Source organism: Streptomyces cinerochromogenes (assembly GCF_014648635.1).
Lineage (GTDB): Bacteria > Actinomycetota > Actinomycetes > Streptomycetales > Streptomycetaceae > Streptomyces > Streptomyces cinerochromogenes.
In genome coordinates this window covers 812,972-835,333 of sequence record NZ_BMRM01000001.1, presented here as the reverse complement: position 1 = coordinate 835,333, position 22,362 = coordinate 812,972, and the positions used below count along the sequence as shown (strand labels likewise).

Genomic DNA, 22,362 nt, shown 5'->3' with positions numbered 1-22,362 from the left:
GTAGGCGCAATGGACGTCGGAACGCAACCGTTTCGTCGTCACGCCCTATGCTGTGCGGTATGACGACGAACGCCGCGGAGTCCGCCGACGAGCCGCCGGCGCGTGCGCGCCGCCGGGCGCCCGCCGGGGCGGCCGTGCTCCGGGAGGACGTGACCGAGGCCATCCGGGCGGCCGTCTTCGAGGAACTGGCCTCCGTCGGCTACGCCCGCATGTCCATCGAGGGGATCGCGCGGCGGGCCGGTGTCGGCAAGACGGCGGTGTACCGGCGGTGGCGTTCGAAGCTGCACCTGGTGCTGGACGTGGTGTCGGCGCTGGCGGTGACCGGGTTCCCGGTGCCGGACACCGGCTCGCTGGAGGGCGACCTGCGGCTGCTGTACGAGGTCACGTCCCGCGCCCTGCGCCACCCCGTGGCGTCCCAGATCATCCCCGACCTCCAGGCCGAGGCGGCCCGCAACCCCGACCTCGCGGACGCCTTCCAGAAGGCCCTGCGGGACGGTCAGGAGGGGGTGGCCAGCCGGATCGTGGCGGCGGCGGCGGGGCGCGGCGAACTCCCCGCGGGACTCGACCCCGAACTGACCCTGGACCTGATCTCCGGTCCGCTGTACTGGCGCTCGGTGGTCATCCGGTCCCCGAAACTGCCGAAGGGCTACCTGGAGAAGCTGGCGCGGGCCACGGCGGGCGCGCTGAAGGCCCTGTGAAGCGCCCGGAAGGGGCACGGGGAACGGCGCGACCAGCCACAGAGCGGGCGCGGTCGGCGACGGACCGCGGCTCCCACGGCGGGTGGCCTACGACCGCGCCGCCTCCGGGTGGAGCCGGAGCCAGCCCTCCCACGCCGACGTGATCATGTCCTGGACGTCGTACTTGGCGTGCCAGCCCAGTTCCGTGGCGATGCGGGTGGCCGAGGCGACCACGCGGGCCGGGTCGCCGGGGCGGCGCGGGGTGACGGTCGGGGGGCGGTTGTAGCCGGTGACCGCGTTGACGCGGTCGATCACCTCGCGGACCGACACCCCTTCACCCCGGCCGATGTTGAAGGTCAGGTCGATGCCCGGAGTGGAGCGCAGCGCGCGGGCGACGGTCACATGGGCCTCGGCCAGGTCGGCCACGTGGATGTAGTCGCGGACGCAGGTGCCGTCGGGCGTCGGATAGTCGTCGCCGAAGATCCGCGGCGCCGCGCCCTGCGTGAGCCGCTCGAAGACCATCGGGACCAGGTTGGACACGCCGGTGTCGGCGAGTTCGGGGGCGGCCGCGCCGGCGACGTTGAAGTAGCGCAGCGACGCCGTGGCGAGGCCGGTGGCCCGGCCCGTGGCGCGCACCAGCCACTCGCCGGCCAGCTTGGTCTCGCCGTAGGGGGACAGCGGCAGGCAGGGCGTCTCCTCCGTCACCAGATCGACGTCGGGCATGCCGTACACGGCCGCCGAGGAGGAGAGGACGAAGGAGGCCACCTGGGCCGCCGTCACCGCCTCCAGCAGCACGCGCAGCCCCTCGACGTTCTCCCGGTAGTAGTGCAGCGGGCGCTCCATCGACTCGCCCACCTGCTTCTTCGCGGCCAGATGGACGACCCCGGTGATCCGGTGCTCGGCCAGTACGCGGCCCACCCGCTCCGCGTCCAGGACCGAGCCGCGCACCAGCGGGACCTCGGCCGGTACGCGCTCGGCGACCCCCGTGGACAGGTCGTCGTAGACGACCGTGCGTTCGCCGGCCGCGGTCATCGCACGGACGACGTGCGCCCCGATGTATCCGGCGCCGCCGGTGATCAGCCAGGTCATGTGCGGCCATCCCTTCGTCGGTCCGTCGGCCGGCCCGTCTCTCAGTGAAGCAGGCGGCGCAGCCTGCCGCGGAGCACCGCCAGCACTCCGCCCAGCCCGGTCGCCACCCGCACCGCCAGGGCGCCGGAGTGCGTGGCGTACGGCTGGACCAGGAGCACGCCGTGCACGGCGCTCGGCACGGCGCGCCGGCGCAGCCGGCCGGCGCCTGCGAGAGCGTGCGCCGTCGCCTCCCGCTCCCCGCCGTCCGCGAAGCGCAGGGTCAGCCGCAGGTCCCAGGTGCCCGAGCCGAGTCCCGCCAGATCGACGGGAACCTCCGCCGTCCAGGAGCCGACGGTGTCCGCGCTGTCGATCGTGGCCGTGCTGTCGGTGGTGGGCGTGCTGTCGGCGGAGTCCGCGCTGTCGGTGGTGTCCGCGCCGGAGGGCGTGAGTGCCACCGTCGTGCGCCCGCGCGTACGGTCGTCGTCGCGCGCGTGCCACTCCACGTCCACCTCGCGCGGGTCCGCCTCGGCCACCCGGCCGTACAGCTCGTGCAGACGCAGGCGCAGCACCGAGGCACGCGCGCGGGGGCGCAGTTCCGCGTCCACCGCCAGCGGGAGCGTGGGGACGGGCCGGGTGAGGAGGGGGGCCAGGGAGACCTGGGGGAGTCCGGGGGACCAGACCGGGGTGCCGTCGGCCGCGCGGGCGTACGGCGGGAGCAGGCGCGCCGGGCGGGAGGCGAGTTCCCGCAGGCGGGGCAGGTCGCGCGGCTCGGGCGACTCCAGGACGACCCGGCCGATCAGGCGGCCGGGGGCGGCGGGGTTCAGCTCCCAGTCGGCCGCGTCGTAGCGCGCGAGGTGCTCCTGGGTGCGCGCCCACCACGCACGCCGGTAGGGCGCGTCGCGCAACCCCAGCTCGCGTGCGTACATCCGCACCTCGTGGTCGAGGAACTTGGCGCGCGCCGCCCGCGCCAGCTCCTTCTGCCCGGCGCCCAGCAGGATGTCGTACGCCAGCGCGCACGCCTCGACGCGCGCCGCCCAGTTGTCGACGTGCCCCCGGTCCAGCGAGAGCGACAGCCGCTCGGCCGACCGGCGCACCTGCCACACGTACACCCGGTCCGGTACGAGCGCGATGCGCGGGCCGGTGGCCAGCACGCGCGCGGTGAAGACGATGTCCTCGTAGAGGAAGCGGCCCTCGGGGAAGCGGATGCCGTGCTCGCGCAGGAAGTCGGTGCGGTACAGCTTGTTGACGCACAGCGTGTCGTGGACCAGGCGGGGGCACTGGGCGGGGCGGGCGAGGACGGTGTGCTCCGTGTACAGGGGCGCCTGCCAGGGCTGTTCACGCTCCGAGGGCAGCTCCCGGCGCACGCACAGGCCGCCGGCCACGTCGGCGCGCGCCGCCTCGGCCGCCGTCAGCAGCGCGTCCACCGCACCGGGTGGCAGCACGTCGTCGCTGTCCAGGAACATCACGTACGGCGCCGTCACCGCGTCGATCCCGGTGTTGCGCGGACTGCCGCAGCCACCGCTGTTCACCTTCCGGCGCACCACGCGCAGCCGCGGTTCGCCGGCGGCCAGCCGGGCGAGCAGCGCCTCACTGCCGTCGGTGGAGCAGTCGTCGACGGCGATCACCTCGGCGACCGCGGGCCCCTGCGCCAGCGCCGAACGCACCGCGTCGCCCACATGGGCGCGGTCGTTGTAGCCGATCACGACGACGGCGACCTGAGGCGCCGGTGCCGGTGTGGGCGCCGGTGTCGGTACCGGGTGCGGGTCTGGCTGTTCTGGATGCATGGGGTCCATGGGCCGGGAGCGTACGAATATTCGGTAATACCCCGTTAGGAGAGGCTTAGTGCTCGCTCCGGTAGACGGTCGGAACCCGGCCGGGGTTGCGTCGTGGGCGCGGACTTTCCGGCCGGCGGCCGCGAGGCCCGCCACAGCCGCGCGAAGGACAGCACGGCGGCGGCCGTCAGCAGCCCGTTGCGGGCCAGCATCAGCAGGACCCCGGCCCAGGTGCCGTCGATCACCTCGCGGTAGTACATCGGGAACACCACGGTGCTCAGCGCGGACGCCGCCAGGACCAGCACCGCCACCGGCCGCTGGCTGGTGTGCCGCGAGGTCAGGCACACGGCGGCGAGCCCGATCAGCCAGACCATGTACTGCGGGCTGATCACCCGGCTGGTGACCGTGAACAGCAGCACCGCGCTCAGCGCCGCGTCGTACGGCGTGGCCTCGGTCCAGTGCCGGGCCCGTACCCGCCACAGCACGAGCAGCCCGAAGGAGACCGCCGTCAGCGCGAGGGAGGCGGTGGCGACGGTGTGCACGTGCGGGCCGACCATCTCCATGGCGCCGTACCGGTAGCGGGCCCGGCCCGGCCAGCCGGCCCGCCGGGCCAGATTGAGCGCCGTACCGCCGAGCGACTCGATCTGCACTCCCCGGCCGCCCTGCTCGCGCAGGAAGGACAGCGGGTGGGTGAAGCAGGCCGCGAGCAGGGCGAGACACGCGCCCCCGGTCCACACCGCCCACGCCCATGCCGTGCGCGTCGGCCGTCCGCGGGGCGTGCCCAGCAGCACCAGCGCCGGCCACACCTTCACCAGCGCGCCCAGCGCCCCGAGCACGCCGCCCGCGCGCGGGGAGCGCGCCGAGGCCAGCAGGGACAGCACGGCCAGGGCGGTGACCTGGACGTCGTACCGGGCGAGCGGCAGGTGCAGCAGCAGGGGCAGGCCGCCGGTCCACAGGGCCGCGCCGAGCAGGCTGCGCCCGGGGCGGGTGCCCGCGCGGAGCAGCGCCGCCACGGTCAGCGCGTCCACGGCCAGGGTGAGCACCACGAACGCCTCGAAGTACGTCAGGCCCGGCAGCAGGCCCGGCGCCAGCAGCACCGCGCCGGCGCCCGGCGGGTACTGCCACAGCGTGTCGTGCACCGGGAACGAGCCGTGCGCGAGGACGCCGTACCAGTGGAAGTACAGCCGCCAGACCTCCCGGCTCACCGAACCGCCGCCGAGCAGCCGGGCGCCGCCGTACGCGAGCAGCCAGAGCATCAGGGCACGGGTGGTGAGCCAGATGGCGGTGAGAGTGAGGACCGGGCCGGGGGTGACGCGCAGACGGTTCATCACATGGGAGCCTAAGTCGTGCGGATGGTGTATCCCTGCTGATACGCCGTCAAGAACCGCAAATATTGGCTAATCGCAAGAGATCGGGCCATGGTGAACGTCGGGCTTCCTGCGAAACCCCAGTGGCGTCGAGCGACTGGAGCGACCACTGGCGTACCGACCGGTGCAACGAGCCAACCCCCGCATCGGGCACCGGCACCCGCCGGGACGGGGCCGAGCCGGGCCGCCGCCATGGGCGTGCCCGCGCTGGTGATGCTCGCGCTCGGGCTCTGGGGGCTCGACCGGGGCGGCACGTGGCGCGACGAGGCCGTCAGCCTCCAGGTCGGGCGGCGTACCGTCCCGCAGATCTGGCACCTGCTGCACGACGTGGACGCGGTGCACGGCCTGTACTACCTCCTGCTGCACGCCGTCCTCGCCGTCCACCCCGGCGAGGTCGCGCTCCGGCTGCCCTCGGTGTGCGCGGCGGCCGGCACGGCGGCGCTGGTGGCCGCGCTCGGCACCCGGCTGGCCCGGCCGCGGGTGGGACTGTGGGCCGGACTGCTCTACGCCGTCACACCGATGGCCGGCCACTACGCCCAGGAGGGGCGCTCGTACGCGCTCGTCGCGGCCGGGGCCACGGCGGCGACCCTGCTGTTCGTCCGGGGCGTCGGGGGCGGCACCTGGTGGCCCTACGGCCTCGTGCTCGGACTCACCTGCTGGCTGCACGAGTTCGCGGTCCTGCTGCTCCTCGCGCACGCGGGGTCGCTCGCGCTGGCGCGGGCGGGGCGGCGGGTGTGGCGGGGGTGGGGGTGCGCGGCGGGGGCGGTCGTCCTCGCGCTGGTGCCGATGGTGGTGGTGTCGCGGGGGCAGGCGGCGCAGGTGGCGTGGCTGCGGGCGCCCACGGCGGAGACGGCGGAAAGGTTGCTGCGGGGGTTTCTCGGGCCGGCGGACGAGGTGTTCTGGGTGTGCCTCGGGCTCGCTGTGGTGGGGCTGGCGGGGTTGGTGGGGCGGCGGGGGGAGGTCACCTGTGCGGGGGTGGGGCTGCCGGTGGTGGTGGTGCCGCCGGTGGTGCTGATGCTGGCGTCGCAGGTGTCGCCGCTGTACGTGGACCGCTATGTGCTGTACGCGCTTTCGGGGGCTCCGCTGTTGGTGGCGGGCGGGGCTGAGCGGGTGGCGGGGGTGGTGGCGCGCCTGCGGCCCGCTGGTCGTCGTTCGGCCGACCGCCGTCGGGCGGGTGCGCCCCCGGTGTCGCGGTCGCCGTACGTCACGCTCACCGGTGTCCTGGCCCTCGCTCTCTCCCTCCTCCACCAGTTCCCCCTCCTCCAGAAGGACCGGGATCCCGGGCGGAGACCCGATGACCTCGCCGCCGTCTCCCGCCTTGCCGCGCGCAGGCTGGGCCCCGGCGATCCCGTGCTGTATCTCCCGGTGCAGATGCGGAACGTGGCGCTCACGTATCCGGGGGCGTTCCGCGGGACCCGGGACGTGGCGCTGGCGGCGGGGGCCGGCGAGTCGGGGACGTTGTACGGGCGGGAGGCCGGGGTGGCCGAGGTGCGGCGGCGGCTGGCGGGGGTGGACCGGGTGTGGGTCGTGGCGGACCGCAGGGTGCTCGCCGGGCGCTGGGCGCCGCGCAACGCCGTGGAGCGGGCGAAGGCGGCCGTGCTGCGGCAGGAGTTCGTCGTCCGGGGGGAAGCCGTGCGGGGCGGGGTGACCGTACGGCTCTACGTCCGGCCGGTCAGCGCGCCGCCCGCGCCTCCGCCTCCGCCGCCGCGTCCAGAGCGCTGGTGAGCTGGTCCAGCCGGGCGCGCAGGTCGACGATCTCGGCCAGGTCGAAGCCGGTCGCCGACATGATCCGGCGGGGCACCTCCAGCGCCCGCTCGCGCAGCGCCGCGCCGTCCTCGGTGAGCTGGACCAGGACCGAGCGCTCGTCCTCGGCGCTGCGCTCGCGTCGGACCAGACCGGCCCCCTCCAGCCGCTTGACCAGCGGGGACAGTGTGCCGGAGTCGAGCCGCAGCTGCTCGCCGAGCTTCTTGACCGGCAGGTCGCCCTGTTCCCACAGCACCAGCATCACCAGGTACTGGGGGTAGGTGAGCCCCAGGTCCTTGAGGATCACGCGGTAGACGCCGTTGAAGGCGCGGGACGCCGCGTGCAGCGAGAAGCAGATCTGGCGGTCCAGGCGCAGCCACTCCGTGTCGTTCATGGCTCCAGGGTAGCTCTTGCGAGCCATTTAGTTGTGCACAACTTAGTTGTGTGCTCTACTTGTGGGCACAACGAACCGCACACCCGAGAGGGATGGTCTTCATGGACGCGCTCTACACCGCCGTCGCCACCGCCACCCACGGCCGCGAGGGCCGTGCCGTCTCCTCCGACGGCAGGATCGACCTCGCCCTCGCCATGCCGGTGGAGCTGGGCGGCAACGGTCAGGGCACCAACCCCGAGCAGCTCTTCGCCGCCGGGTACGCCGCCTGCTTCGGCAGCGCCCTCGGCCTCGTCGGCCGCCAGGCCAAGGTCGACGTCAGCGACGCCGCCGTGACCGCCGAGGTCGGCATAGGCAAGCAGGGCGAGGGCTTCGGACTGAAGGTCACCCTCCGCGTCGAGCTGCCCGAGACGGTGGACCAGGAGACCGGCCGCAAGCTGGTCGAGACCGCCCACCAGGTGTGCCCGTACTCCAACGCCACCCGCGGCAACATCGACGTCGACCTGGTCATCGAGTAGTCACCGGGGGAGTGGTGCGGGAGGGGGCCGCCCCCCGGCGGGGCCGGCCCCCTCCCGCACGCCGCCCTACGCCGACGCCAGCGCGTCCGGTGCCGACGCCTGCCCCGGGATCCGTACCGGCTCACCGGGCAGCGGCTCGCCCAGCAGCAGCGCCCGTACCACCCGCTCGGCGGCCCGGCCGTCCTCGTACGCGCAGAACCGGGACCGGAAGTCCGCGCGCAGCCGCGCCGACTCCTCGTCCCGCCACGCGCCCGAGGCGAACACCCAGGCCAGCTCCCGGTACGAGGTCGAGACATGACCGGGCGGTTCGGCCGTGATGTCGAGATAGGCGCCCCGGCTCGCCGTGAACGCGGGCCAGTCGTCGGCGTGCACCACGATCGGCCGGTCCAGGACGGCATAGTCGAACATCACCGACGAGTAGTCGGTGACCAGCGCGTCCGCCGCGAGCAGCACGTCGGCGAGGTCGGGTTCGTCGGTCGCGTCGACCACGAGCCGGCGCCGGGCCAGCTCCGTGAGACCCATGCCCCGCGCGGGGCCGTTCGCCAGCGACGGGTGCAGCCGGACCACCAGCGTGTGCCCCTCGCCGAGGTCGGCCGCGAACCGGGCCAGGTCGATCCGGTCCACGTGCCCGCCCCGGCGGTAGTCCCGGCGGGTCGGCGCGTACAGCACGACCGTGTGGTCCGCCGGGATGCCGTGCCGCTCCCGGAAGTCGCCGGCGGCGCCGTCCACCAGCACGTCGTTGCGCGGGCTGCCGGTGCGCACCGAGGTGAAGTGGCACGGATAGGCCCGCTCCCAGACCAGCTCGGAGTGGGGGTTGGCGACCAGGCTGTAGTCCCAGCGGTCGGCGCGGCGCAGCATCTGCGGCACGTCGAAGCCGAGCCGGGCGCCCGGCTTGTCGAGCAGGTCGGCGCCCATGTACTTCAGCGGGGTGCCCTGGTGGGTGTGGATGTGCACGCTGCCGGGGCGTTTGGCCAGCGTGCCGGGCCAGTTGACGTCGTTCACGAAGAACTTCGCGCGCGCGGTGACCTCCAGGTAGCGCCGCGAGCCGACGATCACGTGCTCCACGCCGTCCGGCAGCCGCGCGGCCGTCTCCGCGTCCCGCACCACCCACACCCCGCGCAGCTGCGGGGCGATCTCCCGGGCCTTGCGGTAGATCGCCGCCGGGTCGCCGAGCAGGCCCCGGTGCGAGGACGCCGAGTAGACCACGAGCCGCGGGTCGAGCGGCCGGTGCGCGTGCAGGGCCGTCCAGCCGGCGCGGGCCCGCCCGGCGGCCGTGCGGCGCGCCCGCTCCGCCCGCCGGGCCGCCTCCCGCCCGGCCCGCGCCGTCTGCCGCCTGATCCGGTACCCGGCCCAGGAACCGGTCAGCACGGCGACCTCCCCGTCCACCGCGGCGCCCTCGGGCCGGTGCCGGCGGAACATCTCCGCCGTACGCCGGAAGAACTCGGCCTTGTCGGCGGGCGGCAGCCGGTCCGGCTTGGCCAGGATGTCCAGGCAGTGCTCGCCCATCTTGCGGTGCAGGTACGGCCGCCAATCCGCCAGCTCCGGCCGCTCGGCCACGAACGCGAAGACCCGCTCGTACTGGTCGTGGACGTCGAAGTGCTTGCGGCTGGTGGTGGACAGGATGTTGCCCTGCCGGCGCTGCCGGTAGTTCAGGCAGATCCGGTCCAGGGCGGCGATCCGGCGGGCGCTGAGCATGACCGGGAAGGTCCAGGGGGTGTCCTCGTAGTAGCCGGGCGGGAACTCGAAGCCGCCCGCCGTGACGAAGTCCCGCCGGTAGACCTTGTTCCAGACCACCATCAGCAGGTCGAGGATCTCCGGGTACTCCGAGGCGCTGAACGTGCCCTCGCGCCTGAGGAGGTGCGCGAGGACGTTGCGGCGGGTGCCGCCCCACCAGTAGGTGCGCGCGTAGTCGAAGACGAGCACGTCCGGGTCCTCGGCCTCGGCGAGCCGGTCGGCGACGGCCCGCAGCGCGCCCGGGGTGAGGCTGTCGTCGCTGTCCAGGAAGAAGAGGTAGTCGCCGGTGGCGTGCGGCATCCCCGCGTTGCGGGCCCGGCCGAGGCCCACGTTCTCCGGCAGGTGCAGCACCCTCACGCGCGGGTCGCGCTCGGCGTACTCGTCGAGGATCGCGCCGGAGCCGTCCGGGGAGCAGTCGTCCACGGCGATCAGCTCGAAGTCGCCGAAGGACTGGCCGAGCACCGAGTCCAGGCACTCGCGCAGGAAGCCCTGCACCTTGAAACAGGGCACGATCACACTGAAGCGGGGCACGGCGGGTCAGCTCCTCACGAGGGTTGCGGCGGCGGGGGCGGGGATGCGTTCCGCGAGCGGGATCACCGGCGGGACCGCCTCCGGCGGCTCCCCGAGCAGCACCCTGCGCACAACCCGCTCGGCGGCCCGCCCGTCGTCGAACTGGCAGAACCGCTCCCGGAAGGCGGCCCTGAGCGCCCGCGCGTCCGGGCCCGCGTACGAGCCGTCGCGGAAGACCGCGGCCAGTTCCTCCGGGGTCCGGGCGACCGGTCCGGGCGGCTCGGCCATCAGGTCGAAGTACACGCCCCGGGTCTCCCGGTAGACGTCCCAGTCGTCGGCGTACACGACGATCGGCCGGTCCAGGTTGGCGTAGTCGAACATGATGGACGAGTAGTCGGTGACCAGCGCGTCCGCGGCCAGGCACACGTCCTCCGAGGAGCGGTGCGCGGTGACGTCGATGACGCGGTCCGAGCCCCGGGAGCGGCCCCGGTCGTAGAAGTAGTGGGCGCGCAGCAGGACGACGACGTCCTCGCCGGCCGCCGCGCAGAACGCCTCCAGGTCCAGGCCGGGCTCGAAGCCGGTGTGGTGGTCGCGGTGGGTCGGCGCGTACAGCACGGCCGTCGCGCCCTCCGGGACGCCCAGCTCCCGCCGGATCCGGGCGACGTCGGCCGCGGTCGCCGTGTAGTAGACGTCGTTGCGCGGATAGCCGTACTCCAGGTGCTCGTAGGAGCCGGGGAAGGCGCGCTCCCACATCTGGGTGGAGTGGCGGTTGGACGACAGGTTGAAGTCCCAGCGGTCGACCCGGCCGAGCAGCTTGGTGTAGCTGCCGGACCGGGCGGCCACCACCGGGTACGTCGACTGGTCCACGCCCATCGTCTTCAGCGGGGTGCCGTGCTGGGTCTGCAGGTGCACACTGCCCGGCCGCTTGACGACGCCCTCGGCGAAGTTCGCGTTGTTGACCAGGTACGTGGCGCGGGCCAGCAGCTCCCAGGAGCGCCGGGAGCCGATCACCGCGTACTCGACGCCCTCGGGCACGGCGTGTTCCTGGCCGGCCTCGACCAGGAACACGGAGCGCAGGTGCGGGGCGAGTTCACGGGCCTTGGCGTGGATCGCGGCCGGGTTGCAGGCGTAGCCGCGGCCCCAGTAGGCGCAGTACACGGCGAGGTTCGGATCGAGCGGGCGGCGCAGGTCGCGGGCGTAGCGCAGCCGGGTGCGCAGCATCCGCGGACGCGGCAGCCGTCCGGCGGCGCCGCCGGCCACCCGGTTGGCGCCGCGCAGAGCGGCGAACGCGGTGTACGCGCCGGCCGCCAGCAGCCGGTGCTGCACCCCGAGGCTGCCGCCCGGGACCCGGTGGCCGGCCGGCCGGTGCGTCCGGTAGAGGCGGCCCGCGCGGCGGAAGAACGCCCGATGCCCGCGGGACAGCCGCTCCGGCCGGGACGCCGTCTTCAGCACCACGGCGAACAGCTGGTCGAACAGGGGCCCGGTGCGTTCGGCGGGCAGGGACCGCTCGGCCGCCCGTGTCAGCACCCGCTCCACCTGGTCCAGCAGGGTGTGCTGGTGCGGGCCCGGCAGATTGAGCCGGCTGCCCTGGCGGCGCAGCCGGTGCCGTACGACGGTCCGGCGCAGCACCGCGATCCGCCCGGCGGCGACGGACACCAGCCCGCCCCAGCCCAGGTCGGTGAAGTGGCCCTCCGGGAAGGCGAGTTCCTGCTCGGTGAGGAAGGCGCGGCGGTAGGCGGCGCTCCACGCCGGCAGCGGGACACCGGTCAGCGCGGGCCGCTCGGCGGGGGCGAAGGCGGCCTTCGGGGCCCCCGCGAGCAGCGGCGCGGCCGGGTTCGTGGGCTCGCCCTCCCACCAGGGGGCGCGCTCGTGCTCGGCGTACAGCACGTCCACGCCGCCCGTCTCGGACAGCCGGGCGTCCAGCGCCGCGAGCGCGCCCGGCAGCAGCAGGTCGTCGCCGTCCAGGAACAGCAGGTACGTGCCGGTCGCCGCCCGGATCCCGGCGTTGCGCGCCCCGCTGAGCCCGGCGGACGGCGGCGAGTGGACGGGGGTCACCCGGGAGTCCCGCTCGGCGTACCCGGCCGCCACCTCGGCGGCCGGGGCGTCGGGGGCGTCGCAGACCGGGATCAGCTGGAGGTCGCCGAAGGACTGGCCGAGGACCGAGTCCAGCGCCTGGGACAGCCGGCCGGCGACCCCGTGGGACGGGACGATGATGCTGAAGCGGGGCATTCTGTTCTTTCTGTCGTCTTGCGGACGCGGCCGGGCCGTCCCGCCGGACGCCAGGTGGACGGCCGGCTCGGGGTGGGCCGCGTCGAGCCGAGGGGCATGGGAACTCCCGGAAGGACCAACGGTGTTCAGTGGCTCTCGGTGACGGGGAGGGGGCCGGAAGGTTGCGGCACGGTGGCCAGCGGCGACCGCGCACAGGCCGCCGGCGCCGGGGCGCGCTCCGCCAGCGGCACCACCGGGGCCGGCTCGGTCTCGCCCAGTACCACCCGCCGTACGACCCGCTCCGCGGCCCGCCCGTCGTCCCACGGGCAGAACCGTTCCCTAAACGCCGCCCGCAGCTGCGCCGAGCGCGAGCCGCACCAGTGGCCGGTGGCGAAGATGTCGATCAGCTCGTCCTCGCTGCGCGCCACCGCGCCCGGCGGGAACTCCCGCAGGTCGACGTAGGCGCCGCGGACCGCCTCGTACGCCGCCCAGTCCTCGGTGTGCACCACGATCGGCCGGTCGAGGCCCGCGTAGTCGAACATCACCGGCGCGTAGTCGGTGAGCAGCGCGTCCGAGGCGAGGCAGAGCGCGGCCGTGTCCGGGTGGCCGGAGACGTCGATGATCCGGGTGCCCCGGACGGGGACGGGGGTGCGGGCCAGGACCACGAAGCGCGGGCCGAGGCGGCGCAGGATCCGCTCCAGGTCGAGCAGCGGGCGCTGGGTGCGCAGGTGGTCGCGGCGGGCGGGCGCGTACAGGATCGCCACCGCCCCCTCCGGGACGCCCAGCGACGAGCGCACCCGGGCCACGTCCGCCGCGGTCGCCCGCTGGAGGGCGTCGTTGCGGGGCAGCCCGTACTCCAGCGTGGTGTAGCCGCCCGGGTGGACCCGCTCCCAGGTCAGGGTGGCGTGCCGGTTCCCGGACAGCACGTAGTCCCACTGGTCGACGCTCCGCAGCAGCGCCGCGCAGTCCAGGCCGCGGGCCGCCGCCGGGCGCTCCAGCAGGTCGAGACCCGCGTGCCCGAGCGGGGTGCCCTGCTGGGTCTGCACGAAGACCTGTCCGGGGCGTTTGCGCAGCCGCCGCTCGAAGGCCGTGTCGGCGACCAGGTAGCGGGAGCGGGCCAGCGCCGACCAGTAGTCGGCCGTTCCGGGCCGCAGCCGGCGCGGGCCCGGCGGCACCGCCCGCTCCTGCCCGGGCCGGGCGATCCACGCCGTGCTCACCCGCGGCACGAGCGCCCGGAACGCCTCCTCCAGCGCGGCCGGATCGCCGTACCCCTCCTCGGCGGTGAACACCGCCCGGTCCGGGCGCAGCGGCAGCCGCAGCTGGATGCCGTAGTGCAGCCGGAGGGCGCCGGCGCGCAGGGCGCGGACCAGCCGCACCGCGGCCTTCGCCGTCCGCCGGCGGACGGCCGCGGCCAGCTGGAGCGCCCGGAAGGTGCGGTGCAGCCCGAAGCGGACCAGGGTGTGCCGCAGCCTGAGGCGCGCCCCCGGCACCCGGTAGCGGCGGTAGTGGGCGCGGGCCCGGCGCAGGAACTCGCCGTGGCTGCCGCGCGGCAGCCGGCCCCGCTTGGTGAACACCGTCGCGTAGTGGTCGACCATCCGGCGGAACAACTCCGGGCGCCACCGCGCGAGTTCGGGCCGCTCCTCGACGTACGCGAACACCCGGTCGTACTGCTCGAACAGGTCGAAGTGCTTGCGGCTGGTGGTGCCGAGGATGCTGCCCTGCCGGCGCTGCCGGTAGTGCACGCACACCCGGTCCAGGGTGGCGAGCGAACCGGCGGTCAGCAGCACCGGGAAGGTCCAGGGGGTGTCCTCGTAGTAGCCCGGCGGGAACCGGAAGCCGTGCTCGGCGACGAACTCCCGCCGGTACGCCTTGTTCCAGGCCACCATCAGCACCCGCAGCAGCCCCGGCCGGTCCTCCAGCCGGAACGGCGCCGGGCCCTGCTCGGTGAGCTGGGCGGCGAGCTGGTTGCGCACCTCGCGGCCGTCCCAGTAGGTGCGCGCGTAGTCGAAGACCAGCACGTCCGGGTCGCCGGTCTCCTTGAGCCGGTCGGCGACGGCCCGCAGCGCGTCCGGGGTGAGGGTGTCGTCGCTGTCCAGGAAGACCAGGTAGTCGCCGCTCGCCTCGGCGATCCCCGCGTTCCGGGCGCGGCCGAGTCCCTGGTTCTCGGCCAGGCGCACGGGCTTCACGCGGGCGTCGCGGGCCGCGTACTCGTCGATGAGGGCGCCGCAGGCGTCGGGGGAGCAGTCGTCCACGGCGATCAGCTCCAGATCGGGGTACGACTGCGAGAGCACCGAGTCCAGGCACGCGGGAAGATACGCCTGGACCTTGTACGCGGGGACAATGACACTGAACCTGGGCAAGGGACATCCATGGGTCGGTCGGCGCGGGCGTTCTGCCCGGGAACGGCCGGTGGAGTGACTTGGTTACGGCCGGTACGGCATTCGGGGGACACCCGGTGAACGGCAGCGGGGCGGGCCGTCGAAGGCCCGCCCCGCCGAAAACGCCCTGCCCTGCCGCTATTTGACCGCGCCCGCCATCACGCCGGACACGAACTGCCGCTGGAACGCGAAGAACACGGCCAGCGGGATCACCATGGAGATGAACGCGCCGGGCGCCAGGACGTCGATGTTGTTGCCGAACTGCCGTACCTGCGTCTGCAGCGCGACCGTGATCGGCTGCGTGCCCGACTTGGTGAACACCAGCGCCACCAGCATGTCGTTCCACACCCACAGGAACTGGAAGATGCCGAGGCTCGCGATCGCCGGGCCGCCGAGCGGCATCACCACCCGTGCGAACAGCCGGAGTTCGCCGGCGCCGTCGAGCCGGGCCGCCTCCAGCAGCTCGCGCGGGATCTCCGCGAAGAAGTTCCGCAGCAGGAACACCGCGAACGGCAGACCGAACCCGGTGTGGAACAGGATCACCCCGAAGATCGTCCCGAACAGGCCGAGCCTGCCGAACAGTTCGGCGATCGGGATCAGCGCCACCTGCACGGGCACCACCAGCAGGCTCACCACCCCCAGGAACCACCAGTCCCGGCCGGGGAACTCCATCCACGCGAACGCGTACCCGGCGAGCGCCCCGATCACCACGACCAGGATCGTCGCCGGGACCGTGATCAGCACCGTGTTCACCAGGGAGTTGGTGATGTCGGGGTTCTCCAGCAGCTTCTGGTAGCTGTCCACGGTGAGCTGGGACGGCTTGGTGAACACCGTCCACCAGCCGCTGCCGCTCATGTCCTGCGGGGCGCGTAGCGAGGAGACGAGCAGCCCGATGGTCGGCACCAGCCAGAACAGGCCCACGACGATCAGGACCACCCGGACCAGTCCGCCGCCCAGCTTCTCCACGATCCGCGAGCCGACCGACCGCCCGGCCTTCACGGTCCCGGCCGGGCCGGCCTTCCCGATGCTTCCGGCGGTCGCCGTCATCGCCGCACCTCCCGCCGCAGCCTGCGGATGTTGCTGTGCCTTCCCGGGGGGCGACCCCCGGACCCCCGGCCGTCCCGGCGCGTGCTCGGCTTCATCGCCGCACCTCCCGCCGCAGCCTGCGGATGTTGAACAGCATCACCGGGATCACCAGCAGCAGCAGGAACACCGAGATCGCGCTCGCGATGCCCGGCTGGCCCTCCGCGAAGCCCTTGCGGTACAGCTCCAGCGCCAGCACGTTCGCGTCGTCCTGGGAGGAGCCCGGCGCGATGATGAACACCAGGTCGAACACCTTCAGCACGTTGATCATCAGGGTGACGACGACGACCGCCAGCACCGGTGCCAGCAGCGGCACCGTGACCTTGCGGAACACCTGCCACTCGGAGGCGCCGTCCACCCGGGCCGCCTCCAGCAGCTCCCGGGGCACGCCCGCGAGCCCGGCCGCGATCAGCACCATCGCGAAGCCCGCCCACATCCACACGTACGCCCCGATGATCGACGGCGTCACGAGCGCCGGGCCGAGCCAGTCGACCCCGTTGTACGGCTCCCTGAAGTTGCTCGCGGGCAGTCGGAGCCGGGCCCCGTCGGCCGCCGCGGGCAGCGTGAAGGTGCCGTCGGCGGAGGCCTTGGTGGAGGCGACCACCGTGCCGTCCTTCACCGCCTCGATCCGCATCCCGGCATAGCCGACCTCGGACGGGTCCGGCGCGCCGAGCCTGCCGACGCCCTTGCCGCGGGTGAAGTCCTGCCAGGTGGTGCCGGTGACCTTCCCCGGCTCCGGCTTCGCGGCGACGGCCTTCCTCACGCCGTCCGGCAGCTGGTCCGGCGCGACGCCGACGAGGGGCAGGAAGACGGGCTGCCCGGCGTGCACGGCCGCCTCGGTGACGAATCCTCCCCGGTCCGGACGGAGGGGCGAGTCGCGGCCCGGGTGCGCCTTGGGGAACGCCGACGACTGCGCGAACGTGTCGTGCACGCCCACCCACACCGCGTTCGCGACCCCCTTGTCCGGGTCCTGGTCGTACACCAGCCGGAAGATGATCCCGGCGGCCAGCATCGAGATCGCCATCGGCATGAAGACGACCAGCTTGAACGCCGTTCCCCAGCGCACCCGTTCGGTCAGCACCGCGAAGACCAGACCGAGCGCGGTGGACACGGTCGGCGCGAACACCACCCACAGGACGTTGTTCTTCAGCGCCGTGCGGATGCCGTCGTCCGTGAAGAGGGTCTTGTAGTTGTCGATCCCGGCGAAACCGTCGCCGGAGGCGTTGGAGAAGCTGCGGACCAGCGAGTACCCGATCGGGTAGACCACGAGCGCACCGAGCAGCACCAGCGCGGGCAGCAGGAACAGCGCTGCCACCGTCCTGCGGGTACCGGTCACGCTCCTGCGACTGCGGGGTGCGGCGGGGCCCGGTGGGGCCCCGGCCGCCGCTGCCGACGCCATGGCCGGATCAGCCCCCGTTCCCGTACGCCGCCGCCGCGTCCTTCTCCAGCTTCGCCTGCGCGCCCGCCACGTCACCCGGGTTCTTCAGGAAGTCCTGGAGGTCCTTCCACTCACCCTTGCCGGGCGTCCCGCCGAAGGCCTGCGGGGCCTGGTCGGACATGTCGAAGCGGAAGTCGTCGCCGGACGCGATCAGCGCCTTGGCGATCTTCTGCTGCACCGCGTTCGGGTACGCCGAGAGCGGCACGTTCTTGTTCGGCGAGAGGTAGCCGCCGAGCTTGGCCTGGATCGTGGCCGCGTCCGGGGAGGCGAGGAAGGTGGCCAGGGCCTGCGCCGCCTTCGAGTCCTTCAGGATCACCGCCGCGTCACCGCCGGAGACCACCGGCGCGCTCGCGCCGACCGCCGGGAACGGGAACGCCTTCGCGTCCGTGCCCACCTTCGCCTTGGTCTCCCCGATGTTCACCTGCACGAAGTCGCCCTCGTACACCATCGCGGACTTCGGCTGGTCGCCGCCGGTGAAGGTCTGGGTGACCGACTGCGGGAACTCCGTCTGCAGCGCGCCCTTCTGGCCGCCCGCGAGATAGTCCTTCCTGCCCCAGATCCCGGCGAGCGTGGTCAGCGCCTGCTTCACCGACGGATCGGTCCACTTGATCTTGTGCTGGGCCAGCTGGTCGTACTTCTGCGGCCCCGCCTGGGACAGGTACACGTTCTCGAACCAGTCGGTCAGCGGCCAGCCGTCGGCGCCGGCCACGGAGAAGGGGGTGACCCCGGAGTCGTACACCGCCCGGGAGGCGGTCAGCAGGTCCTTCCAGGTCTTCGGCTCCTGGGCGCCCGCGTTCTCGAAAACCTTGGCGTTGTACCAGATCAGCGACTTGTTGGCGGCCTTGTAGTAGACGCCGTACTGCTTGCCGCCGACCTTGCCGATGTCCTGCCAGCCCTGCGTGTAGTTCTTGGCCAGCTCGGCCTGGACGCCGGCGTTCAGGGGCTTCGCCCAGCCCTTGTCGACAGCCTGCTTGATGGCGCCGGGCTGCGGCAGCAGCGCGACGTCCGGCGGCTGACCGCCCGCGATCTTGGAACCGAGGAAGTTGATGATCGGGTCCTGCGCGGGCACGAAGGTGACCTTGGCGCCGGTCCGCCTCTCGAACTCGGCGAGGACCTTCTTGAAGTTGGCCTGCTCCGCGCCGGTCCAGACGGCGGCCACCTCCAGCCTGGCGCCGTTCAGCTTCGGCAGGGTCACGGTGGAGCCGGTGGCCCCGCCGGTCTTCTCCCCGTTGTCCTTCTTGTCGTTGTCGCTGCCGGAGCAGGCGGAGAGCGCGAGGGCTCCCGCGAGCAGTGCGGCGAGTGTGGCGACGGCCCTGTGTGTCCGGAACGTGCTGCTCTTGCTGCGCATCACTTCCCCGTTCGTCGTTCTCCGTTGAACGTCTTGAACGTCTTGAACGTCTTGAACGTCTTGAAGTTCTTGAACGTCTTGAACGTGTTGAACGTCAGAACTCTGTCCCGTGCGGTCCGGTGTACGCCGGGCCGCTCCGGGCGGGCAAGAGCGCCTGCGGTGTCCACGGGCTCATCGTGACCGGCTCGTGACCAGGGGTGTATGCGTCCCGATTTTCCGACAGCGGACGGCGCGTCCGGATCCCCCGCGGGCCACAGGTTCACCTGGAGGGGTGACGCGCTCGCTCGGAGAACGCGATGACGCGCTCGGTCGGAGAAGCCGGAGGCCCGCTCGGAGACGTCAGAGGAGGGAGGGCACCTCCGCCGCCGCGACCTCCCGGGCCGCCCGTTCCACCGCGCTCGCCAGCAGCGCGAGGTCGGTCGGGCCGTTGCCCAGCTCCCGCACGGGCCGGCGGGTGGGCGGGTCGCCCATGCGCTGCCAGTCCAGCGGGACGACCGTGGGCCGCTGCGTCGCGGTACGCGGGATCCGGCCCGTGACCCGGCCGCCCTGGAAGCCCACGGTCCGCCCGTCCGCGGACGCCAGCGTGCCCCGGCCCGGCGCCGGCTGGTCCGGCCCCGGCTGCGGGTCGTCCAGCGTGACCCGCAGGGCCGCCCGGCGCGCCGGCTCGGACTCCGCCGTACGACCCCCGGTCCCGGCCGCCGCGACCAGGTGCACCCCGAGCCGCTCGCCGTCCCGGGCCACCGCCTCCAGCGCCCGTATCACCGACCCGGCGGCGGGCCGGCCCGGTGAGCCGAGTGCCGGGGAGACCAGCGCGTCCAGGTCGTCGACGACCACCACCAGGCGGGGCAGCGGCGGTGCCGCCGCGGCGCGCTGCCGGGCCGCCGCGCCCGGCCGCAGCCGCAGGGTGGAGCTGGGCGGCGACTCGATGTCACCGGAGGCGGCACCGGGCGCCGGAGCACCGCGCTGGGCGGCAAGGCCGCCGGAGCCGGGGGCACGCTGGGCGACCATCCGGCCGGCCACCGCCTGCCCGGCGTGCCACCGGGCGAAGTCCGTCCGGCCCAGCAGCTCCGCCCGGCGCTTCAGCTCGGCGGCCAGCGACTGGGCGAACTCCCGCATCCGCACGGGATCGTTGGCGATCAGGTGCGTGGTGACATGGGGTATGTCGGTGCACACGCGCAGGCCCTCACCGCGTCCGGCGCCCGCGCCGATCCCGTCCCGGCCGTCGAGCAGCACCACGGCCAGCCGGTCCGGCCGCTCGGCGGCGGCCAGCGAGGCGACCACGGTCCGCAGCAGCTCGGTACGGCCGCTGCCGGCCGGGCCCTCGATCAGCAGGTGCGGCCCGTCGGCCACGAGGTCCACGGTGACCGGGCCGCGCGGACCGGCGCCGAGCACCGCCCGGGCCCGCCCGCCCGGCGACTCGGTGTCGTCCGCCGCGTCCGCCCAGCGCGCCATCAGCGACGCCGGGGTGGCCCGGGCCAGTCCCAGCTCGTCCAGCAGCCGTGCCGAGCGGGGCAGCGGTGTCGCCACGCGCGCGTGGTGCTCGCCGGCCGGGCCGTCGGGGCGCAGCGGCGCCAGCGCCCGCGCGAACCGCTCCGCCCAGGCGGCGGAGACGGCGTCGACCGTGGCGAGCGCACCGGGGCCGACGGGACCCCCCGGGGCGACCCGCAGCAACTGGATCGTGGCGGCGACGTCCCCGCTGAGCAGGGCCACGGCACCGCAGTGCCGGAACGTCGGCGTCACCGCGCACGCGGCCTCGTACGTGCGCGTCACCGGGGAGGCCGGCGAGGCGGTCTCCGTCTCGGCGAGACACACCACGTGGATCCCGGCCCGCGGCCCGGCCACGGCCAGCCGCGCGAGCCCCTCCCGCAGCGCGGCGCCCCCGGGATCACCATCCACGACGACCACGGTGTACGGCCCCGCGAACCCAAGGGCGCCGGTGTCGTCCTTGGCCCAGGAGGGGCGGCGGGCACCCGCCTCGGCGGCGGCGTCGGGGGAGTGGGGGGCGGTGCCGTGGAGGGTGCCGGCGGGGGGCCGGGGGCCGGTCGCCGCCGCGGTGGCCGCCGGGCCGGCCGGGGCTGCGGGGGCCGCCGGGGCCGTGTCCCGGGGGCGGGCGGGGTGGGCCGTCGTGCGGCCCGTCGCCGCGTGGTCCTCCAGCCGGCGGAGCAGCTCCTCCGTGCGGGCCGCCGCCTGCTCGCGGTCGTAGGCCAGCAGCAGCCGGCAGTCCTGGCCGTGGCCCGGCCGGACGTGCGGCAGCCAGCCCAGCCAGGCCCACTCGGCCGTGCGGTCCGCCACCGGCCGCGAGTGGTCCGCGCTGATCAGCACGATCTCCAGCAGGTCGGGCGAGTGCAGCGCGGCGAGCTGGGCCAGCACCGCGCGGGCCAGCCCGGACAGCCGGGGGCGCGGGCCGGCCAGGCCCAGCGCGCACGCCTCGCGCAGCGCGGCGGTCACCGGGACCGCGGGCAGCAGGCCCGAGCCGTCCGGGGTGCTCCGGTCGGCCGTGCCGAGCCGCACGGTCAGCGCCTCGGGGTGTCCGGGCCCGCGCTCCCACAGCCGGGGCCCGGGGCCCAGCGCGGTCAGCAGCAGTGCGGCCGGGTCCGGCCAGGTCTCCGGGCGCCGCGGGGCACCGGACGCCGGGGCGTGGGGCGCGCCGGCGGCCGTGCCGGCGTACGCCTCGGGGCCGGCCTGCTGCTCCCCGCGCCCGCCGGCCAGCCGGCGCGCCCAGGCGCCGAGCCCGCGCCGCCGGGCGCCCTGCGCGGAGTCGGCGCCCCTGGGCGCGCTGCCCCTGGGGTTCCCGTCGTCGAAGGGGGCGTCCTCGAGGGAGGTGTTCGCGCGCGGGGTGTCCTCGCGTCCGTACGCCCGGGTGTCCCCGCTGCCGTACGCGGCGGCTCCCGGCAGCCCGTCCGGACCGCCGACGCCGAAGCGCCCCGCGTGGGTGTCCCCGCCGGCCGCCGGACCGGGAGCGCCGCCCCGGCTCTCCACGCGCGGCGCCCCACCCTGCCCGGGCACCACGGCCGAGGGGCCCCGCCGGTGCTCCTGCGCCCCCGCGCTCCAGCCGGCGGACCCATGGGCGTCGTAGGCGTGCTGCACCCCGTCGGGGCCGGCGGCCCCGGAGGGCGCTGTGCCCGCGCCGGGACGTCCGTCGCGGCCGGACACCGTCCCGGCCGCCGGGCCCGGCCCCTGCTCCGGACCGCCCGGACCGCCCGCACCGGCCGGCGCCTGCGGCCCGGCCGGTCCGGAGGGGAAAGCGGAACCCTCCCCGCCCACGGCGACCCGGACGCATCCCTCCCCGTCGGCCACCGTCCGCACCCGTATCCCGGGGCCGCCGGCCGGAGTGACCCGCAGCGCGGACTCGCCGATCCGCAGCAGGCTCCCGGCGGGGACCCGGACCGGCCGGTCCGTCACCCGCACGCCGTCCAGGGTCGTGCCGTTCGTGGAGCCGAGGTCGGTGACCGAGACGCGGCCGTCCGTGCCGACGGTGACCGCGCAGTGCAGCCGGGAGACGTCGGGGTCGTCCAGGGGGACGTCGGCGTCGACGGACCGGCCGACGGTGATCCGGCCGCCGTGCAGCAGGTGGACCCCGCCCGCGTCGGGGCCGGCGACCACGTGCAGCCGGGTCGGCGCGTCGTCCAGCTCGGGGTGCGGCTCCGGGGCGGCGGGGGCGCCCAGCGAGAGCACCGCGCCGTCGACCAGCGGGGGCTCGCCGAGTGTGCTGCGCCGGGGGTCGAGCCGCTCGGTGCCCGCGTACAGCACCACGGACGCGCCGCCGGCCTCCCGTCCCGCGCCGCCCTCGCCGGTGACCGCCCCGGCCAGCGCCGACGCGACCGCGGCCAGCTCCGTGCCCGCCGGTGCCGTGACCAGAACGTCGCGGCTCGTGGCGCGACCCCGCTGCGGTGCCGGACCGAGCGGGTCCACGACGGTCAGCCGGATCTGCATCCCCACCCCAACACGAGCACGTCGGCAAGTACCAGTACTGGAAGGCATCCTCGCACCTGCCACCGACAGCGCGCCCCGAACCCGGTAACAAGTGATCTTGATTGGTCGGCTCTGCCCCCAAAAGTGCCTGACCAAGCGGACGCCGGCGATCAGTTGAGATCGGTCACGTCCGCTGCCGGCAACCAGCGGACCGG

Annotated in this window: 15 protein-coding genes; 3 read left to right on the top strand and 12 right to left on the bottom strand. The window is 74.6% G+C overall.

The window, feature by feature from the left end:
* Positions 1–59 precede the first annotated feature (59 nt).
* Positions 60–698, top strand: a complete 639-nt coding sequence (locus tag IEZ20_RS03655) for a TetR/AcrR family transcriptional regulator (RefSeq protein WP_189294582.1) — start codon at positions 60–62, stop codon at positions 696–698.
* Positions 699–785: 87 nt separating this feature from the next.
* Here IEZ20_RS03655 and galE read toward each other — a convergent pair whose 3' ends face one another.
* The 3 genes from galE to IEZ20_RS03640 are packed head-to-tail and all read right to left on the bottom strand — an operon-like array spanning position 786 to position 4,845.
* Positions 786–1,766, bottom strand: coding sequence for a UDP-glucose 4-epimerase GalE (gene galE, locus IEZ20_RS03650; RefSeq protein ID WP_189294581.1), 981 nt, complete (start codon positions 1,764–1,766; stop codon positions 786–788).
* 41 nt (positions 1,767–1,807) lie between these two features.
* Positions 1,808–3,538 (bottom strand): glycosyltransferase family 2 protein, encoded by a 1,731-nt coding sequence (locus IEZ20_RS03645; RefSeq protein WP_189294580.1) that lies wholly within the window; start codon positions 3,536–3,538, stop codon positions 1,808–1,810.
* 35 nt (positions 3,539–3,573) lie between these two features.
* A complete protein-coding gene (locus IEZ20_RS03640) occupies positions 3,574–4,845 on the bottom strand; it encodes a glycosyltransferase 87 family protein (protein ID WP_189294579.1) in 1,272 nt (423 codons plus the stop codon).
* A gap of 231 nt (positions 4,846–5,076) precedes the next feature.
* On the opposite strand from IEZ20_RS03640, the gene IEZ20_RS03635 reads away from it, so the two are divergent.
* The gene (locus IEZ20_RS03635) at positions 5,077–6,609 is read left to right on the top strand and encodes a glycosyltransferase family 39 protein (protein WP_189294578.1); all 1,533 of its coding nucleotides are present in this window, start codon (positions 5,077–5,079) and stop codon (positions 6,607–6,609) included.
* Here IEZ20_RS03635 and IEZ20_RS03630 read toward each other — a convergent pair.
* Complete coding sequence (locus tag IEZ20_RS03630) at positions 6,557–7,048, bottom strand: MarR family winged helix-turn-helix transcriptional regulator (protein ID WP_189294577.1); 492 nt, start codon at positions 7,046–7,048, stop codon at positions 6,557–6,559. The genes IEZ20_RS03635 and IEZ20_RS03630 overlap by 53 nt on opposite strands.
* A 74-nt stretch (positions 7,049–7,122) precedes the next feature.
* Between IEZ20_RS03630 and IEZ20_RS03625 the strand changes: the two genes are divergently transcribed.
* Positions 7,123–7,536 (top strand): organic hydroperoxide resistance protein, encoded by a 414-nt coding sequence (locus IEZ20_RS03625; RefSeq protein WP_189294576.1) that lies wholly within the window; start codon positions 7,123–7,125, stop codon positions 7,534–7,536.
* Positions 7,537–7,602: 66 nt separating this feature from the next.
* Here the strand turns inward: IEZ20_RS03625 and IEZ20_RS03620 are convergent, their stop codons facing one another.
* The 8 genes from IEZ20_RS03620 to IEZ20_RS03585 form a co-directional block, all read right to left on the bottom strand.
* Complete coding sequence (locus IEZ20_RS03620; RefSeq protein WP_189294575.1) at positions 7,603–9,801, bottom strand: bifunctional glycosyltransferase/CDP-glycerol:glycerophosphate glycerophosphotransferase; 2,199 nt, start codon at positions 9,799–9,801, stop codon at positions 7,603–7,605.
* A gap of 6 nt (positions 9,802–9,807) precedes the next feature.
* Positions 9,808–12,009, bottom strand: a complete 2,202-nt coding sequence (locus tag IEZ20_RS03615; RefSeq protein WP_189294574.1) for a bifunctional glycosyltransferase/CDP-glycerol:glycerophosphate glycerophosphotransferase — start codon at positions 12,007–12,009, stop codon at positions 9,808–9,810.
* 125 nt (positions 12,010–12,134) lie between these two features.
* Positions 12,135–14,348 carry a bifunctional glycosyltransferase/CDP-glycerol:glycerophosphate glycerophosphotransferase gene (locus IEZ20_RS03610; RefSeq protein ID WP_189294573.1) on the bottom strand — a complete coding sequence of 738 codons (2,214 nt, stop codon included), beginning with the start codon at positions 14,346–14,348 and terminating at the stop codon, positions 12,135–12,137.
* A gap of 156 nt (positions 14,349–14,504) precedes the next feature.
* A complete protein-coding gene (locus tag IEZ20_RS03605) occupies positions 14,505–15,413 on the bottom strand; it encodes a carbohydrate ABC transporter permease (RefSeq protein WP_189294572.1) in 909 nt (302 codons plus the stop codon).
* A gap of 91 nt (positions 15,414–15,504) precedes the next feature.
* Positions 15,505–16,848: a carbohydrate ABC transporter permease gene (locus IEZ20_RS03600; RefSeq protein ID WP_373303881.1), complete on the bottom strand. Its 1,344-nt coding sequence runs from the start codon at positions 16,846–16,848 to the stop codon at positions 15,505–15,507.
* A gap of 7 nt (positions 16,849–16,855) precedes the next feature.
* Positions 16,856–18,235 carry an ABC transporter substrate-binding protein gene (locus tag IEZ20_RS03595; protein WP_189294570.1) on the bottom strand — a complete coding sequence of 460 codons (1,380 nt, stop codon included), beginning with the start codon at positions 18,233–18,235 and terminating at the stop codon, positions 16,856–16,858.
* Positions 18,235–18,402: a hypothetical protein gene (locus tag IEZ20_RS03590; protein ID WP_189294569.1), complete on the bottom strand. Its 168-nt coding sequence runs from the start codon at positions 18,400–18,402 to the stop codon at positions 18,235–18,237. Before IEZ20_RS03590 ends, IEZ20_RS03595 begins: the two co-directional genes overlap by 1 nt.
* Before the next feature lie 172 nt (positions 18,403–18,574).
* Positions 18,575–22,168: an FHA domain-containing protein gene (locus IEZ20_RS03585; protein ID WP_189294568.1), complete on the bottom strand. Its 3,594-nt coding sequence runs from the start codon at positions 22,166–22,168 to the stop codon at positions 18,575–18,577.
* Positions 22,169–22,362 lie beyond the last annotated feature (194 nt).

Excerpts from the sequence above, each read along its gene's own strand:
- IEZ20_RS03655 (WP_189294582.1), top strand. The coding sequence starts at position 60 with ATGACGACGAACGCCGCGGAGTCCGCCGACGAGCCGCCGGCGCGTGCG.
- galE (WP_189294581.1), bottom strand. The coding sequence starts at position 1,766 with ATGACCTGGCTGATCACCGGCGGCGCCGGATACATCGGGGCGCACGTC.
- IEZ20_RS03645 (WP_189294580.1), bottom strand. The coding sequence starts at position 3,538 with ATGGACCCCATGCATCCAGAACAGCCAGACCCGCACCCGGTACCGACA.
- IEZ20_RS03640 (WP_189294579.1), bottom strand. The coding sequence starts at position 4,845 with ATGAACCGTCTGCGCGTCACCCCCGGCCCGGTCCTCACTCTCACCGCC.
- IEZ20_RS03635 (WP_189294578.1), top strand. The coding sequence starts at position 5,077 with ATGGGCGTGCCCGCGCTGGTGATGCTCGCGCTCGGGCTCTGGGGGCTC.
- IEZ20_RS03630 (WP_189294577.1), bottom strand. The coding sequence starts at position 7,048 with ATGGCTCGCAAGAGCTACCCTGGAGCCATGAACGACACGGAGTGGCTG.
- IEZ20_RS03625 (WP_189294576.1), top strand. The coding sequence starts at position 7,123 with ATGGACGCGCTCTACACCGCCGTCGCCACCGCCACCCACGGCCGCGAG.
- IEZ20_RS03615 (WP_189294574.1), bottom strand. The coding sequence starts at position 12,009 with ATGCCCCGCTTCAGCATCATCGTCCCGTCCCACGGGGTCGCCGGCCGG.
- IEZ20_RS03605 (WP_189294572.1), bottom strand. The coding sequence starts at position 15,413 with ATGACGGCGACCGCCGGAAGCATCGGGAAGGCCGGCCCGGCCGGGACC.
- IEZ20_RS03600 (WP_373303881.1), bottom strand. The coding sequence starts at position 16,848 with ATGGCGTCGGCAGCGGCGGCCGGGGCCCCACCGGGCCCCGCCGCACCC.
- IEZ20_RS03595 (WP_189294570.1), bottom strand. The coding sequence starts at position 18,235 with ATGCGCAGCAAGAGCAGCACGTTCCGGACACACAGGGCCGTCGCCACA.
- IEZ20_RS03585 (WP_189294568.1), bottom strand. The coding sequence starts at position 22,168 with ATGCAGATCCGGCTGACCGTCGTGGACCCGCTCGGTCCGGCACCGCAG.